Source organism: Streptomyces sp. ISL-96 (assembly GCF_018614035.1).
In the GTDB taxonomy this organism is placed as follows: Bacteria; Actinomycetota; Actinomycetes; order Streptomycetales; family Streptomycetaceae; genus Streptomyces.
On record NZ_JAGGPA010000060.1, the window covers coordinates 20,886 to 35,954 of the forward strand.

The 15,069-nt window shown below is 68.1% G+C and carries 16 protein-coding genes; 6 read left to right on the forward strand and 10 right to left on the reverse strand.

Features of this window, described 5'->3' with window-relative positions; genetic code table 11:
- Nucleotides 1-5: 5 nt before the first annotated feature.
- The 7 genes from J7E96_RS30465 to J7E96_RS30495 all read right to left on the reverse strand — a co-directional run bounded on the left by J7E96_RS30465 (nt 6) and on the right by J7E96_RS30495 (nt 5,420).
- Nucleotides 6-866 carry an immunity 49 family protein gene (locus J7E96_RS30465; protein ID WP_215136014.1) on the reverse strand — a complete coding sequence of 287 codons (861 nt, stop codon included), beginning with the start codon at nt 864-866 and terminating at the stop codon, nt 6-8.
- A gap of 122 nt (nt 867-988) precedes the next feature.
- Nucleotides 989-1,366 (reverse strand): toxin-antitoxin system YwqK family antitoxin, encoded by a 378-nt coding sequence (locus J7E96_RS30470; protein ID WP_215136089.1) that lies wholly within the window; start codon nt 1,364-1,366, stop codon nt 989-991.
- Entirely contained in the window at nt 1,366-3,426 is a 2,061-nt protein-coding gene (locus J7E96_RS30475) for a YwqJ-related putative deaminase (protein WP_251070668.1), read from the reverse strand. The genes J7E96_RS30470 and J7E96_RS30475 overlap by 1 nt, the downstream gene beginning before the upstream one ends.
- A gap of 194 nt (nt 3,427-3,620) precedes the next feature.
- Nucleotides 3,621-4,013, reverse strand: coding sequence for a DUF6507 family protein (locus J7E96_RS30480; protein ID WP_251070669.1), 393 nt, complete (start codon nt 4,011-4,013; stop codon nt 3,621-3,623).
- Nucleotides 4,014-4,062: 49 nt separating this feature from the next.
- A complete protein-coding gene (locus J7E96_RS30485) occupies nt 4,063-4,374 on the reverse strand; it encodes a pore-forming ESAT-6 family protein (RefSeq protein ID WP_215136020.1) in 312 nt (103 codons plus the stop codon).
- A gap of 16 nt (nt 4,375-4,390) precedes the next feature.
- The gene (locus tag J7E96_RS30490) at nt 4,391-4,723 is read right to left on the reverse strand and encodes a hypothetical protein (protein ID WP_215136022.1); all 333 of its coding nucleotides are present in this window, start codon (nt 4,721-4,723) and stop codon (nt 4,391-4,393) included.
- A gap of 280 nt (nt 4,724-5,003) precedes the next feature.
- The gene (locus J7E96_RS30495; protein ID WP_215136024.1) at nt 5,004-5,420 is read right to left on the reverse strand and encodes a VOC family protein; all 417 of its coding nucleotides are present in this window, start codon (nt 5,418-5,420) and stop codon (nt 5,004-5,006) included.
- Nucleotides 5,421-5,803: 383 nt separating this feature from the next.
- Here J7E96_RS30495 and J7E96_RS30500 point away from each other — a divergent pair, with 383 nt between their 5' ends.
- Both J7E96_RS30500 and J7E96_RS30505 read left to right on the forward strand, forming a co-directional pair.
- Complete coding sequence (locus J7E96_RS30500; RefSeq protein WP_215136026.1) at nt 5,804-6,112, forward strand: hypothetical protein; 309 nt, start codon at nt 5,804-5,806, stop codon at nt 6,110-6,112.
- The gene (locus J7E96_RS30505; RefSeq protein WP_215136028.1) at nt 6,105-6,947 is read left to right on the forward strand and encodes a DUF2637 domain-containing protein; all 843 of its coding nucleotides are present in this window, start codon (nt 6,105-6,107) and stop codon (nt 6,945-6,947) included. The genes J7E96_RS30500 and J7E96_RS30505 overlap by 8 nt, the downstream gene beginning before the upstream one ends.
- Here J7E96_RS30505 and J7E96_RS30510 read toward each other — a convergent pair.
- Nucleotides 6,916-7,950, reverse strand: coding sequence for an esterase-like activity of phytase family protein (locus J7E96_RS30510; protein WP_215136030.1), 1,035 nt, complete (start codon nt 7,948-7,950; stop codon nt 6,916-6,918). The genes J7E96_RS30505 and J7E96_RS30510 overlap by 32 nt on opposite strands.
- Nucleotides 7,951-8,342: 392 nt before the next feature.
- On the opposite strand from J7E96_RS30510, the gene J7E96_RS30515 reads away from it, so the two are divergent.
- Genes J7E96_RS30515 through J7E96_RS30530 form a run of 4 tightly spaced genes read left to right on the forward strand, consistent with a single transcriptional unit; the run spans nt 8,343 to nt 12,422 of the window.
- On the forward strand, nt 8,343-9,731 hold the full coding sequence (locus J7E96_RS30515; protein ID WP_215136032.1) for an L-fuconate dehydratase: 1,389 nt from the start codon (nt 8,343-8,345) through the stop codon (nt 9,729-9,731).
- Complete coding sequence (locus J7E96_RS30520; RefSeq protein ID WP_251070670.1) at nt 9,728-10,504, forward strand: SDR family NAD(P)-dependent oxidoreductase; 777 nt, start codon at nt 9,728-9,730, stop codon at nt 10,502-10,504. The genes J7E96_RS30515 and J7E96_RS30520 overlap by 4 nt, the downstream gene beginning before the upstream one ends.
- On the forward strand, nt 10,501-11,523 hold the full coding sequence (locus tag J7E96_RS30525) for an aldo/keto reductase (RefSeq protein WP_215136034.1): 1,023 nt from the start codon (nt 10,501-10,503) through the stop codon (nt 11,521-11,523). Before J7E96_RS30520 ends, J7E96_RS30525 begins: the two co-directional genes overlap by 4 nt.
- Nucleotides 11,520-12,422, forward strand: a complete 903-nt coding sequence (locus tag J7E96_RS30530) for an amidohydrolase (protein ID WP_374196733.1) — start codon at nt 11,520-11,522, stop codon at nt 12,420-12,422. The genes J7E96_RS30525 and J7E96_RS30530 overlap by 4 nt, the downstream gene beginning before the upstream one ends.
- On the opposite strand, the gene J7E96_RS30535 is transcribed toward J7E96_RS30530, so the two are convergent.
- Nucleotides 12,387-13,250: an MBL fold metallo-hydrolase gene (locus J7E96_RS30535; RefSeq protein WP_215136036.1), complete on the reverse strand. Its 864-nt coding sequence runs from the start codon at nt 13,248-13,250 to the stop codon at nt 12,387-12,389. The two genes, J7E96_RS30530 and J7E96_RS30535, sit on opposite strands and share 36 nt — an antisense overlap.
- Before the next feature lie 293 nt (nt 13,251-13,543).
- A complete protein-coding gene (locus J7E96_RS30540; RefSeq protein WP_215136038.1) occupies nt 13,544-14,992 on the reverse strand; it encodes an acyl-CoA synthetase in 1,449 nt (482 codons plus the stop codon).
- Nucleotides 14,993-15,069: the final 77 nt, after the last annotated feature.

Genomic DNA, 15,069 nt, shown 5'->3' on the forward strand with positions numbered 1-15,069 from the left:
GCCCGTCACGTTGGGAACTCGCCCAGCCAACTGCGCTCGAGAAGATGCTTGGTCAGGTAGTCGGACTCGACCTCGATGGGGAAACCGGCATCATAGGCGAGGCAAGCGATGGCGAGGGGGCCGAGGGCCAGATAGCCAGCGATGCGTCCGCCCCGGTCCTCGTCCGCGGTCCAGTACGCCTTGTGTGCCTCCACCGCTTCGAGTAGGGCCTGATTGAAGGCGTCGTGGTCCTTGAGCAGAAAGCGGTAGAAGAGGTTGATCGGCTGGTAAAGGACGTTCTGGAGGAGATCGCGGGGAGCAATGCTCGCGATATCCGGGGAGGAGGTGTTCATCGTCGTGGTCAACTTCTCGACCAGGCCCGATGCTTCACGCCAGTACGTCTGGAGGGAGTCCACCCAGTGGTAGACGTACTCGTCTCCCTGCGCCCCGGAGGCGCGCAGCAGATCAAGGGAAACTTCGCAGAGCTGCGTCATTCGTGCCTGGTCGCGGCAGACGATGGCGAACCAGAACGCGGTGAGCCAGTTGCCTGCGTTGGCACAGAACTCGGGACCGGCGGCAGGGATCGTCCGCGTTTCGTGGCTGATACGGCATTCCACGGTTCCCTCGCCCGCGCTGGCCGAGGCAAAGAGGGCGGAGCCCACCTGCATGGCCGAGACCACCGCCTCCCAAGTATCGATGCCGGAGCCGTTCGGATCGACGGCGAGGCGCGCCTGCACATGCATGAGCGCCTCGTCCATCGCGAGGCCGAAGTTGCGCGGCGACTGCTCCAGACTGCGGATCGTGTCCGCCAGCCCCTCACCCAGATCCTGCGCATACTCTTCGTCGTCAGGCCCCGGGCTGCCGTGCCGCGTCGCCGTCAAAGTCACCAACACCTCCTCTTACCCAATGTTGAAGCGCCGCGTGCAGTAGCCCTCATAGGTGCCGGTGCCGGGTTTCCCCTTTACCGGAATTTGCTGATTTTTCCATTGAAAAAGGCGCGAATGAAGGCCTATTGCCCGTCACCCTCAAGCCGCCAACTACGTGTGGGCTGACCCTGCTCGTCCCATTTGAACTCTTCACGGAGAGTCAACCCGTCTTCATCGAAGACCTTGCGGGAGGCGAGCACACCGTTGGGGTGCCACTCTTTGAACTCGCCGCGGGGTAGTCCGCTGCGTACCGTTCCCTCCGAGCGAATGGTTCCATCCGCGTACCACTCTCGGGACAGGCCGTCCTGGATCCCCTTCGTGTATTTGTCGAGGCTTACGAGACTCCCGGAGGAGTATTCTGCGACCTCTCCGGTGAACAGCTCGCCCCGGTACAGGAGACGTTGAGCATCATCCATGTCCACTTCGGGGTCATCGACGTCGATTCGGTTTGTAGAATTCATCACGGGATCCAGTTTTCATCGCTTGGTGGGGAGCCTGTAAACCGCCCATGGCTGCTCGGCACACCTTGCAGCATGTGATTGCAGTTTGCACAGAAGGGCGCTGGGCGTCCAGGAAGCCCGGTTTCCTTGTTGGGGGCGTAGGGGAACTCTACGGACGCTCGCATCTCGGCGAGTGCCATTTCTCCGTCGGGTAGACCAAGCTTCGTACGTTCCCAGAGTAGTTCGTTTGCCGCTTTGACCTCGGCATGCCCGAGCGGGTGGTCCTGGTGCGGAGGAGGATCCCCGATGGACTCATAGCGAGCCGCGAGCGTCGGGTGGAGCTTGTCCTGGGGGATGACGTTGTCGGCCTTGCCATTGATGCCTTCGAAGACCTGGCCTGTGCGTAGGTCGATCACAGCGCCGACGCAGGCGCCCGTCTGTTTGCGCGGGAAGGCTCCAGCATCCTTGGCCGCGCGGTAGGCACCAGCGCGATCGCGAGCAAGATCATCGAGGTAGTCGCTCACCGGTCGTCTGTCGACTTGGGTGATGAGCCCGTCAGTGCGTTCCACTCTGGCATCAGCAAGATGAGCAAGCAGCTTCTCACCGGGCCCGGGTGGAGGCATGACCTTGCCACCGTCAACCCCGTGCGGGTGTGCTCCATCGCCTACGGACGGAACGTCCCCGTGGTGGGCCGTATCCGGCCCCGTGCCCCCCGCATGTCCGGGGCCAGGGCCAGCGTGATGACTGCCGGACGAATCAGCGTGTGCCGCTGTTGCGCCGTCCGGGCCACCATGCCCTGAGTTCGCGGCATGCCCGGTGCCGCTTCCACCTGACGTGTCTCCGGGGCCTCGGGGGGCGTCACTGCCACCCCGGACGGAGGGTTCTTGGCTGGCCCGCGGCGGTAGATTCTCGCCTGCATGTGCGCTGGCTTCGTGGGCGCGGGGGTGCGCGCCGACCGCCGTGAGATGCCGTCGTGCGGGGACTTCCTCCGGTGTGGCGTGCGCACCGGCTGGCGCTTCCTGGTGGGGAGCGGTGGTGTTGATCTTCCCGTTGGCGTCGACGGGAATGAACTCGCCGTCCTTGATGACGACTTTGGAGCCGTTCTCGAGTTCGATGACGCTGTGCAGGCGCTGCGAGGTCGCCGTCGTGTCGAAGGCGCTGCGGATACTGGCCGTTACCTCGGACAGCCTGGGCATCGAACCGACCGCCTTACCGGTGACCTTGAGGCCGGCGGAGAGCGGGTCGATCCAGGTGCCGACCTTGCTGGCGGCGCCGGCGGTCTTGGCGAGTGCGCCGCCGCTGCCCGCCTTGGCGCCGGTTGCGAGGGCCCCGCTGCCGAGGGTGAGGAGGGTGAAGGTGACGGTCGCGGCGGCGCGTGCGGGGTTCTCGTCCCACATGTCCCAGCCGACCAGGGCCTTGCCGAAGTCCCGGGTGGCCTGCTTCTGCTTTTCCACCTCCGGGTCCTTGGGCTCTTCGCCCAGCGCCTGGTCCAGGAGCCAGTTGTAGGGCGTGGCGGTGTACTGGCCGATTCCGCCGGCGACGTCCCAAAGGTGGCTCCAGGCGTCGCTGGTGTCGGCCTCGCCGATACCGACCAGGGTTCCCAAGCCCTTGAGGCCGCCCCAGATGTTGTCGACGACGAGTCCGTCCCACACATAGCTCTTGGCCCAGTAGCCGAACCCGGTCTCGGAGACGGGGGCACCCCAGGGCAGTTCCTCGGCGCTCTTGAGGGTGTCGAGGTCGTTGCCGTACATCACCGTCTTGTCATTGGCGGTGTGGCTGCCGTCGTCGAAAACGAACTTCGGTCCGCCCACGATCGCCGAGATCTTGCTCGCGGCTCTGTTCTCGGCTTCCTGGAAGGCGGCCCGCGCGGCGTTCACGCCGTCCAGGAGCTCTCGGTGCCGGTTTACCTTTTCTTCGTCGTCCGTCCAATCGTCGTCACCATTTACGCTGTCGACGAAGGTGAGGGCATCGGCCTTGAGCTGGTCCAGTTTCTTGGCGAGCGGGCGGGCCTCGATGGAGAATGTGTCCAGCGCGTCCGCCACCGTCTCCAGGTGCGTGGCAAAGGTCTCGGCCTTGTCCATGACCGGCCGGGTGGTGGCCAACAGCTGTCCGGCCTCAGGCGCCTTGTAGACACCCTCCAGCGCCTGGAAACGGGAGTGCACGTCCCTGCCGCCGTTGCGGATGCCGATGGCATCGCTGCGCAACGCGGAAACGTCAAGGTCCAACTGGTCCAGGTTTCCGCTGAAATGCGGAATGCCTGATGGTTCAATCATCTTCACTTCTCGCCGCCCGGCCGGTCGCCAGGCTTCGGCAGCTCGACCTTCGGAGCCGACAGCGCCTTGTGTCCGGCGGTCGAGGCCATATCGAGATCCCCGACGACGTAATAGGCGGTCGCCTCGCGCGCGCCGTTCACGGATTTGGCCGCCCGCGCCCCGAGGAAGAGCACATCGCCCGCGGTCTTTTCCACGAACAGCCCCAGCGCCGCGCCGATCGGCCCGGTCGGAGCAGGGCCGTACACCCCGCTGAGCGTCCCGGCCGAGCTCGCCGCGCTGCCGACGTTCGTGCCGTACGACTTGACGCTCTTGGCCACATCGTCCATCGCGTCCCCCACCAGCGAAGTCACAGACTGGACTCCGGACGGAGTGATGTCCCACCCCTGCATGATCATCCCCCTACGGCCGACCGATCAGCCGGCACCGCTGCGCCCATCGCGCTTCCTAGCCGATGGCGTCGACCGCGGCCTTGGCCCTTGCCAGCGTCGACTGCGCGGTCCCGTCGTTCTGCTCCAGCGTGCTGCGCACCAGCCGGATGATCTCGCGCACCTCGGCCGCCGCCTTGTTCCAGCGGGCTTCCTTGCCGTGGTACTCGTCCGAGACTCCGTCAGCGGTGAACTCCATCATCGCGGCCTTCACCGCACGGTCCCGGTCACCCAGCACCAGCTCGAGCTGCCCGATGATGCCCTGCAGTCCGCCCTGCACCTCCACCGAGGCACCCGTGTCGTAACTGCGTCGGTCCTGGTTCTGCCCCATAGCGAAATCCCCGTCCCTATCGCCCGGAGAACCGGGCCGCGTCGAAGTTGGCCCCGGCCATGCTCTGGTGAGCGTTGCTCTCCTGCTCCTGATCACCGGTACCGAACGCGGTGTCCATGCCGGACTGCCCGCCCAGGATCGACTGCAGAGAACCGTTCAGCGCATTGGTGATCTCATCCGCACGCACCTTGAAGGAGTCGAACGCGGCCTTTCCGGCCCCGTTGAACTTCCCTTCCAGCGGATCAGCGGCTGCGATCAGAAGCTGGATCAGCGTGCCCAGATCAGTGCTGGACCCCACCGTGCTCTTGCCAAGGTCGGACAGCGTCGTACTGCCCATGTCGAACTTCATGCACCCACCCCCGAATAGTCGTGTGCACAACGGCGCTTCACGCGGTGCGTGTGCACCTGCACCGCACGCGTCCCACCGCGTAGCAGTCATGTCTATCGAAAACATGTTGCAGGTGCAACGCGGTTGAGCCCGCGTGGCGGCGTCCTCATCAAAGCATGGACGAGGCACTAACCACCCCGCAGGGCAACTGTTTTGAGGCGCGGCAACACCGAAGGCCCCCACACCTGTGGGGGCCCTTCTCTGCTTCCGGGGCCTTGGTCTGGCCCCGGTCGGTGGTCGTTCAGGGCTGCTGCTGGTTGATGTTGATCATCCAGGTGATGCCGAAGCGGTCCGTACACATGCCGAAGACGTCGCCCCACATCTGCTTCTCCAGCGGGACCGAAACCGTGCCGTCGCCGGAGAGCTTGTCCCAGTAGCCGCGCAGTTCGTCGGCGTCCTCCCCGCTCACGCTCACGGAGATGTTGTTCCCGGGCTTGTACTCCATCCCCGGAGGGGTGTCGGAGGCCATGAGCGTGAAGCCGCTGTCGGTCTCCAGCATGCTGTGCATGATCTTGTCGGCGACCTCTCCGGCCTCCTTCTCGCCGAAGTCACTGAACGTGTTCATTTTCAGGGTGCCGCCGAAGACTCCCTTGTAGAACTCCATGGCTTGCCGGGCGTTGCCGTCGAAGCTGATGTAGGGATTGAGTCGAGAGGTCACGGGATGTTCCTTTCGGGGGGTTGTGTGTCGGTTCTGGGAGATTGGGTGGTGTGACCCCGGTGAACGGGGTGACTCACTCCCCGGCCGTGTCAAACGTCGTATCCCCGGCCGCTCGCTGCGGGGGGATTTGTACTGGCGAAATTCATACATGCCTCGGTGCGCCCCCCGGCGCACCTCTGGCGTTCCGGGTCGGGGCGCCGTCCGTGGGTGATGCGCGACGTAGGTTGGTGATGGTTCGCCGCCCAGTCGCCGCGAATCCCGGCGCACCGTTTGCACGCGCGCCCGGCTGGTGCGCAGCCGGCCTCGGGTGGCAGGAGGGCACCGTACATCTCGGGTGTCGTCGAGTTGGTGATCAACTGTTTATGTGTAACAACACCACCCATATGCCGCACATCCTGCCCAATGCATGCGCTGTTGGATGGAATATGACCAATACAAAGCGGCCGGACACCGCCACCGTGCGGATGGGGCAGTGGGTTTTCACGCCGGCCTGTGTTCGCTTCGCCCGCGAAGCGAACGCGACCTTGCATGACAATGACCGGTGCATCGTCTTGAGGTACTCGTCCTCGATCCTCGAAAGTTTCCTGAAGGAAATGGGAAGCATTGAGGCTGAGTTCGTCACTCTGTCGACCACCGTGGAAGCCGCCGCCGGACCTGTCGGTCAGCAGACAGGGCGGCGACTTCATGCCTGAGGCGCGCGGCCGCCACAGTCGTCCGCCCTCCCGCCCAGACGCTGCTGAGGTCTCGACGGATGCGTTTGACGCCTATCCGCAGGTGGGAATCGGTGACCACGTTGCTTCTCCCCTTGGTGCCCTGGAAGGGCACTGGGACCCGGCGGAGGAGCTCGCCCATCTGCTGCAAGAGGCCATCGAAACCGACGCGCGCACCGCCCCCTCGTCCGCTGTCTTCGGTGATCCTCCAGTCACCGAAGAGCCAGACGCCCCTCTTGCGGGCCTGGCGCAGATCACGGCAGAACTGCCGGCCCTGCGTTCCGCGCCCTCTCGTCGTCGCCGCGCCCCCTCGCGCAGACACGTGGCGAGCGCGCTGCAGACGGCCAGTTTCTTCCTGGCCGCGCTCGCCGCCGTCGTCGTCTCCATGGTCTGCGTCTTCGGCGGCATGGTCGCTTACGACCCGCTGCGCCACCTCGCGAAGTACCGCACGTCCGGGGAGGCGGTCAGGTGGTGGCCCTTGCTCGTCTACGGGCCTTGGATGGTCGCCTCCCTGTCCATCCTGCGCGCCGCCCTCCACCGGCGCCGCGCTGTGCACTCCTGGACCGTCGTGCTGCTCTTCTCCACCGTGTCCATACTCCTGTGTGTCTCCCAGGCCCCTCGGGCCATCGTCGACATGGCTGCCGCCTCCCTCCCCTCATTCGCCGCTCTGGCCTGCTTCCAGCAACTCGTCCGGCAGATCACCCTCACCCGGCCACCCCGCCAAGCGGCCCCCCGCCACCGGAGTACCTCGCCCTCGTCGCAGAGTTCCGGACGATGCTCCGAAGTCAAGGCAGACGGTGAGCGGTTGGGACGTTGACCCGCAGCCTGTAGAGCCGGGTGATCTGCTGGGGCAGGTCGTTGTCGTCGCTGGTCAGAAGTAGGCGCAGCCGGTTGCGGCCCTCGTGGCGCTCCACCGTCATTCCCTCGATGTTGTCGACGAGGGGGTGGTTCTGGGGGAGGTGTGACGGGGCTCCCAGGGTTGGGCAGGTGTCGAAGTCCGCAAGGAGCGTTTTGGGGAGGATGCCGTCGGTCGGTGCCAGGTGCCCGGTGCGGCTGATGTCCCGGGCGCCGCGAGGGTCGGTCACGTACAGGCGGACCGAGATACGGAACTGAGGGGTGAAGCCCCGCTCCAGGACCAGGAGTCGGCCGTCCGCTGTGGGGGCCAGCTCGACCAGGCCGTGGCCGGCGTCTGTCGCGTAGCCGTACTGGGCGGCGGGCGTGAAGGGCGCGGAGCGGTTGGTGCGGTGCCAGGTCTGGATGCGTTGGAGTGTGCGGCCTGACGCGTCTGTGCCGTCGCCTGTCAGCGTGCCTTCCATTCCCGTGTTCAGGGTGCGGCCGTTGGGGTGGGAGGTCAGGCTTTCGAAGGTCTGGTTCTGGCGGGCCCGGCCGGCCGGGGTGACGTGGAGTGCTTTTGGTACGGAGAGTTGGGCGAGGACTTTGCCGTCGGGCTCGGCCACTATTGCCTCGGGGTCGAGCCAGGCGCCGGCAGGGTCGGTGAGCGGAATCGCTCCTGTGGCGACCGGGCGCAGGGGGCCCTGCCGTCCCGGACCGAGGTCCAGGCGGAAGAGTCTCGAGCGGTCCGAGAGTGCTACGGCGGAGCCGTCGGGGCGGACGGCCAGGGCCGAAAGGCCGCCGACTTTGGCGCTGTTGAAGGTTGTCTTGTCCAGCGCGTCGGAATAGCTGTCTACCGAGACGTAGGGCGAGCACGCGCGGTCGTGCGCCGGTGCGGTGCGGGTGGCTGGAGCTGCGACGGTCGCTCCCGTCAGTGCCAGTGCCAGGGCTGTGGCGCAGGCGGTGGAGATCGTGGTTCGGCGGCGCACGGTTACCCCCCAGAAGTGGTGGCGTACCCGGCTACTGCCGAACAAGTCATATGGCCGATGGGGGAGGGGAACCTGATTCATCGGATCAATGGAGGCGATTTCTTGGGAAAATGGCGTCTGAGGGGTGCCTGAGGGGGCGAAAGGTCTGATAAATATTCGGCGCGGCCCGACGCCGGACCCGGCCGTGCCGCCCATCCGTAGCTTCCCTCGGTGAGGAGCCGTCCGATGACTGGCACAACTGTTTGCGCCTCCCTGGCGCTCGCCGCTTGTGGCAGCACGAAGGACCAGCCGTACAACGACTGCGTCCCCAAGATGGCCAAATCGCAGGACGTTGACGCGCTCAAGAAACACTTGCCGCCGTGGGCGGGCTCATGCAAGGTAAGGACCGTGCCATGAAATTGCCCGTAGCCGCAGCCCTACCCGTCGGGCGGCCCACTGGGCCCCGTATCACCGCTGTCGAGACGTACGACATCAGATTCCCCACCTCGCGGCAGCTCGACGGCTCCGACGCCATGAACCCCGACCCCGACTACTCCGCCGCCTATGTGGTGCTGCGCACCGACGCGGCGGACGGGCACGAGGGGCACGGTTTCGCCTTCACCATCGGGCGCGGCAACGACGTCCAGGTCGCGGCGATCGAAGCCCTGCGCCCGCATGTCGTCGGCCGGCCGGCCGACGAGCTGTGCGCCGACCCGGGCACGCTCGGCCGCGCCCTCACCGGGGACAGCCAACTGCGCTGGCTCGGGCCCGAGAAGGGCGTGATGCACATGGCGATCGGCGCCGTCGTCAACGCCGCCTGGGACCTGGCCTCCAAGCGGGCCGGAAAACCGCTGTGGAAGTTCCTCGCCGACGCCGAGCCCGAGTGGCTCGTCTCGCAGGTCGACTTCCGTTACATCGCGGACGTACTCAGCCCCGAGGACGCGCTGGGGCTGCTGCGGTGGGGCCGCGACGGGCGCGGCGAACGGGAGACGCTGCTCCGCGCGCGGGGGTACCCCGGCTACACCACGTCACCGGGCTGGCTCGGCTACTCCGACGAGAAGCTGACCCGGCTGGCGCGGGAGGCCGTCGCCGACGGCTTCACCCAGATCAAGCTGAAGGTCGGCGCGGATCTGGCGGACGACATCCGCCGGATGCGGACCGCGCGCGCCGCCGTCGGCCTCGGCATCCGCATCGCGATCGACGCGAACCAGCGGTGGAACGTCGGTGAGGCCGTCGACTGGACGCGCGCGCTCGCCGAATTCGACCCGTACTGGATCGAGGAGCCGACCAGCCCCGACGACGTCCTCGGGCACGCCGAGATCCGCATGGCCGTCGCGCCGGTGAAGGTCGCCACCGGCGAACACGTACAGAACCGCGTCATCTTCAAGCAGCTCCTCCAGGCCGGGGCCATCGACGTACTCCAGATCGACGCGGCCCGCGTCGGCGGGGTGAACGAGAATCTGGCGATCCTGCTGCTCGCCGCGAAGTTCGGCGTGCCGGTGTGTCCGCACGCGGGCGGCGTCGGGCTGTGCGAGCTCGTCCAGCACCTGTCGATGTTCGACTACGTCGCGCTCACCGGGACCACCGAGAACCGTGTCATCGAGTACGTCGACCACCTCCACGAGCACTTCACCGAGCCCGTGGTGGTACGGGACGGGCACTACGCGGCGCCGGACGCGCCGGGGTTCTCGGCGACGATGCGTCCCGAGTCGATCGCCGAATTCACCTATCCGGGCGGCTCTTTCTGGGCCGCGGATCTGGCGTGTGAGTCCGCCGCTGCTGCCGAGGAGGCCGCCGTATGACGCAGACCGCGATGTACGACCCGAATCGTCTCGACGGCCTCAGGGCCCTGGTGACCGGCGGTGCCTCCGGCATCGGCCTCGCCACCGCACGGCTGCTCGCCGCACGCGGCGCCGATGTCGCCGTACTGGACCTGGACCCGTCCGGTGCGCGGGCGCCGCTGCTCGGGATCAAGGCCGACGTCTCGGACGACGCGTCCGTACGGGAAGGAGTCGCCGCGGTGGTGGACCGCCTCGGTGGGATCGACATCCTCGTCAACAACGCGGGCATCGGCGCCGCCGGAACGGTCGAGGACAACGACGACGCGCAGTGGCACCGTGTCCTGGACGTCAACGTCCTCGGTATGGTCCGCACCACCCGCGCCGCGCTGCCGCACCTGCGGCGGTCCGCGCACGCCGCGATCGTCAACACCTGCTCGATCGCCGCGACGGCCGGGCTGCCGCAGCGTGCGCTCTACAGCGCCAGCAAGGGCGCGGTGCTGTCCCTGACCCTGGCCGCCGACCACGTGAGGGAAGGGGTACGCGTCAACTGCGTGAACCCGGGCACGGCCGACACCCCGTGGGTCGGCCGCCTCCTGGACGCCGCCGACGACCCGGAGGCCGAGCGCGCCGCCCTGAACGCCCGCCAGCCCATGGGCCGCCTGGTCAGCGCCGGCGAAGTGGCCGCCGCCATCGCCTACCTCGCGAGCCCGGCCGCGGCCTCGGTCACCGGCACCGCACTCGCCGTCGACGGTGGCATGCAGGGCCTGCGCCTGCGCCCGGCGGAGGTCCAGTGAGCGCGCCGGGGGAGGTCGCGGACGTCACCACCCTGGGCCGCAGCGGCGTACCCGTCACCGCACTGTCCTTCGGGGCCGCCGCGCTCGGCAATCTCTTCGCTCCCGTCACCGACGAGGCGGCGGCCGAAACCGTCGACGCCGCCTGGGACGCCGGCATCCGCTACTTCGACACCGCGCCGCACTACGGCCTCGGGCTCTCCGAGCGGCGCCTCGGGGACGCCCTGCGCGGGCGGGCCCGTGACACGTACACCCTGTCCACCAAGGTGGGGCGGCTGCTGGTCGCGGACGGGCCGGCGGGCGGTATGGACGGCGAGGGCTTCGCCGTGCCCGCCACGCACCGCCGTGTCTGGGACTTCAGCGGCGACGGCGTACGGCGCTCCGTGGAGGACAGCCTTCAGCGGCTCGGTCTCGACCGGATCGACGTCGTCTACCTCCACGACCCCGACGACCACGCCGAGCAGGCGTTCCGCGAGGGTTACCCGGCGCTGGAGCGGCTGCGCGCCGAAGGCACCGTACGGGCGATCGGCGCCGGCATGAACCAGGCCGCGATGCTCACCCGCTTCGTGCGCGACACCGATGTGGACGCGGTGCTGTGCGCCGGCCGCTATACCCTCCTCGACCAGCGCGCCGGCGACGAACTCCTGCCGGAGGCCACCGCCCGCGGCAAAAGCGTCGTCGTCGGCGGGGTCTTCAACTCCGGCCTGCTGGCCGACCCGCGCCCCGGCGCGACGTACGACTACGCCCCCGCTTCGATGGACCTCCTCGACCGCGCCCTGCGGGCCAAGGCCGTCACCGAGCGCCACGGCGTCCCGCTGCGCGCCGCCGCCCTGCGCTTCCCCTTCGGCCGTGCCGCCGTGGCGAGTGTGCTGGTGGGAGCACGGTCGGCGGCCGAAGTGGCGGACGCGGCGGCCATGTTCGCGACACGAGCCCCCGCGCGGATGTGGGAGGAGCTGCGCGGGGACACACGGGTCCGCGCCGACCGGGCCGTGTGGGAACCGGGATCGCGGGGAGCGCTGTGACCGCCGTGAGCGGTGTGACCGGTGTGGGGCGTCTCGTGGACGCCCACCACCACGTCTGGGACCTGTCCGTACGTGATCAGGGCTGGATCACCGGGCCGGAACTCACCCCCATTCGCCGGAACTTCCTCCTCGACGACCTGCTCCCGGAGGCCGCCGCCTCGGGCGTTGAAGCCACCGTGCTCGTCCAGACGATCACTGTGCCCGAGGAGACCCCGGAGCTCCTGGCCCTCGCTGCCGCGAGCGACCTGATCGCGGGCGTCGTCGGCTGGACCGACCTCACCGCGCCGGGCGTCGCCGACGCGATCGCGGAACTCCGCGAACTCCCCGGCGGTGACCGCCTGGTCGGCATCCGCCACCAGGTGCAGGGTGAGCCGTATCCGGAGTGGCTGCTGCGGCCGGACGTACACCGCGGTCTCGCGGCGGTGGCCGGCGCGGGGCTCGTGTACGACCTGGTGGTGCTGCCGCGCCAGCTTTCCGCCGCCGCGAAGGCGGCGGCGGCGCACCCGGGCCTCCTCTTCGTACTGGACCATCTGGGCAAACCGCCGGTCGCTTCCCGCGAGTTGGAGCCGTGGGCCGGCGACGTACGCCGACTCGCCTCGCTGACCAACACCGTGTGCAAGCTGTCGGGGCTGGTCACCGAGGCGGACTGGGCGACGTGGACGGTGGCCGGCCTGCGCCCCTACAGCGACACGGCACTCGACGCGTTCGGACCGTCCCGGCTGATGTTCGGCTCCGACTGGCCGGTGTGCCGGCTGGCGTCGTCGTACGCGGGGGTGCTCGCGGCGGCGCGGGAGTTGACCGCAGGCCTCGGCGAGGGGGAGCGGGCCGACGTCTTCGCGGGGACGGCCGGCCGGACGTACGGCCTAGAGCTTGACGGCGGGACTGTCCAGGTCGGGTAGGTCTTTGGTCGGGATGGGGTGTTTTACCTTGACGTCGTCACCGATTTCGATGGTCATCCTGTCCTGTCCCATATGCAGCGGACCGCGGTAGCCCGCCTTTCGGGTCCGGTCGACGATGGCCTTGTCTCCCTCTTCCCCGTGCAGGCCCTTTTTCGCGATGTGCGAGAAGACCGCTACGCGAGGCTTCGCCTTGGAGAAGACCCGGGCGGCTTGCTCGGGTGTAGTGAGCTTTGCCTCAACGGCCTTGAACTTTCCCGACTTTGTGGTTTCTTCGTCGAACGCGACCACATTGTGAATGAGTGCGTCGACCTTCGCGCCGTACGAGACGACATTCTCGTGATACGTGGTGTCACCCGACAGAAGCACTGATTTTCCCGCGTGGTCGAACCGGTATCCGTAGGCGGGATTTCCGTCCGCGTGCTCCACGGTGAAAGCGGTCACCTTGATGCCGTCATTGTCGTAGGCGACCCCGGGCTCGATCTCGTGGACGCGGATGTCGAGGTATTCCTTCTTGAAGAGGTCGTTCGAGCGGTGATCGAGGTCGTGCTCGTACATGGCCCGCATGCCCTTGACCATCCCGGCGGTTCCCGGCGGCCCCCAGATCTCCGGGTTCTCCTTGCGGCCGAGCATGAACCACGCGTTGAGCCAGAGCGAGGGCAGGCCCTCGTAATGATCATTGTGGAGGTGAGTCAGGAAGATTTTGGTGACGTCCCTCGGGTTCACCCGCGACTCGTACATGTTCTGTGTCGTGCCGCGGCCCACGTCGAACAGGAATCGCCGGCCGTCGGCCTCGATGAGCGTCGATATTCCCTGGCGGGTGGTCGACATCTCCGGGCCTCCGGTGCCGAGGAGATAAACCTTCACCGCCGGTGGCGGGCCGCTGTCGGCAGGGGTCGTACTTGCGGTTGCGCTCGCTGCCGATTCCTTCTTCGATGTGCAGCCCAGAACGCCGAGCGAGAGCGCGACTGAGGCTCCCAGCAAGGGCCTTCGAGCGAGCGTGGAACGAGTCGTGGCCGTGGCGCGACCGTTCTGTGAATTCAAACCTGCCGCGTTTCGAAAGATGCGCATGGTCCTACAAAGGAAGCGAGCTGTGTGGGCGAGAACTGGGAGGATCATCCAATTCAGGCCCGCAGGGCTCCCTTCATGATCTTGCCCATGTCGTTGCGCGGCAACGAGTCCAGCAACCGGACGGCACGCGGACGCTTGTGCGGGGCCAGCAGGCCCGCCACGTGGTCGGCGAGTTCTGTCTCCGACGGCGGCGACAGCGGGTCCGCCGGCACGATCCACGCCACGATCCGCTCGCCCAGATCCTCGTCCGGCTCGCCCGTGACCGCCGCCTCCCGTACGCCGGGATGCTCCAGCAGGGCGTTCTCGATCTCGCCCGCGCCGATCTTGTAGCCACCGCTCTTGATGAGGTCGGTGGCCTTGCGGCCGACGATCCGTACGTAGCCGTCGGGGTCCAGCGTCGCCATGTCGCCCGTACGGAACCAGGGACCGTCGAACGCCGCCGCGGTCGCGTCCGGCCGGTTCAGGTACTCCGTGAAGAGGTTCGGCCCGCGCACCTGGATCTCGCCGACGCCGTCCGCCTCGTCCACCAGCCGCAGTTCCACACCGGGCAGCGGCAGCCCGACCGTGCCGGGGCGGGCCTCGCCGCCGGCCCGTACCGACGTGTTCATCAGCGTCTCGGTCATGCCGTACCGCTCGATCACCGCACGCCCCGTCGCCGCGGTGATCCGCCGGTGGTCGCGCACCGGCAGCGCCGCCGAGCCCGACACCAGCAGCCGCGCCCCGGCCAGGGCCTTGGCCAGCTCCCGGTCGCCGTCCCCGTCCCCGTTGCCGTCGGCGTCCAGCGCTTCGGCCAGCCGGTGGTACATCGTCGGTACGCCGAAGAGCATCGTCGCGCCCGCCGACAGCTCCCGCGCAACGCCCCGCACGTCGAACCTGCCCAGGTGCCGCACCTCGCCCCCGCGCCGCAGCGGGCCGAGGATGCCGAGGATCAGCCCGTGCACGTGGAAGAGCGGCAGCGCGTGCACGAGTACGTCGTCGGCCGTCCACTCCCACGCCTCCTCCAGCGCGTCCAGCGTCGCGGCGATCGCGCGGCGCGGGAGGACCGCACCCTTGGGCGGTCCGGTCGTGCCCGAGGTGTAGACGATCAGTGCGGGGGAACCGGGCGACGGCTCGGCGGGCAGCACGGGCCCCGGTCCCTCGCCCGTAACCGATACGTCGATACGTTCCAACTCACCGAGCGCCACCGGGAGTTCATCGCCCGGTGGCGCCAGTACCAACGTCGGCCCGCTGTCCGCCACGATGTGCCCCAGCTCCCGCTCCCCGGTCTTCGGGTTGAGCGGCACAGCGGGCACCCCCGCCAGCAGCGCCGCGACCACCCCGACCGCCGTCTCCAGACTCGGAGTGGCCCAGACGGCCACCCGCCCGGCGCCCGCGATCCTGGCGGCCAGTCCACCGGCGGCGGAGGCGAGTCCGGCGTACGTCAGCGTGCGGTCGCCGAACCGCAGCGCGGGCCGGTCCGAGCGTAGGTGGAGTGAGGGAAAGAGCGCAGAGGAGGCAGCCATGGGGCCGACCCTACGACTCCCCGTTCTGCGACCGCATCCATGACCGCACCCATGACCGCACCGCCGTGCGAGCGCCG

Bases quoted from the DNA above. Each gene is read 5' to 3' on its own strand.
- J7E96_RS30485 (WP_215136020.1), bottom strand. From the start codon at position 4,374: ATGGGGCAGAACCAGGACCGACGCAGTTACGACACGGGTGCCTCGGTG.
- J7E96_RS30470 (WP_215136089.1), bottom strand. From the start codon at position 1,366: ATGAATTCTACAAACCGAATCGACGTCGATGACCCCGAAGTGGACATG.
- J7E96_RS30500 (WP_215136026.1), top strand. From the start codon at position 5,804: ATGCCGCACATCCTGCCCAATGCATGCGCTGTTGGATGGAATATGACC.
- J7E96_RS30515 (WP_215136032.1), top strand. From the start codon at position 8,343: ATGAAATTGCCCGTAGCCGCAGCCCTACCCGTCGGGCGGCCCACTGGG.
- J7E96_RS30535 (WP_215136036.1), bottom strand. From the start codon at position 13,250: ATGTCGACCACCCGCCAGGGAATATCGACGCTCATCGAGGCCGACGGC.
- J7E96_RS30475 (WP_251070668.1), bottom strand. From the start codon at position 3,426: ATGGACAAGGCCGAGACCTTTGCCACGCACCTGGAGACGGTGGCGGAC.
- J7E96_RS30490 (WP_215136022.1), bottom strand. From the start codon at position 4,723: ATGAAGTTCGACATGGGCAGTACGACGCTGTCCGACCTTGGCAAGAGC.
- J7E96_RS30505 (WP_215136028.1), top strand. From the start codon at position 6,105: ATGCCTGAGGCGCGCGGCCGCCACAGTCGTCCGCCCTCCCGCCCAGAC.
- J7E96_RS30540 (WP_215136038.1), bottom strand. From the start codon at position 14,992: ATGGCTGCCTCCTCTGCGCTCTTTCCCTCACTCCACCTACGCTCGGAC.
- J7E96_RS30520 (WP_251070670.1), top strand. From the start codon at position 9,728: ATGACGCAGACCGCGATGTACGACCCGAATCGTCTCGACGGCCTCAGG.
- J7E96_RS30480 (WP_251070669.1), bottom strand. From the start codon at position 4,013: ATGATCATGCAGGGGTGGGACATCACTCCGTCCGGAGTCCAGTCTGTG.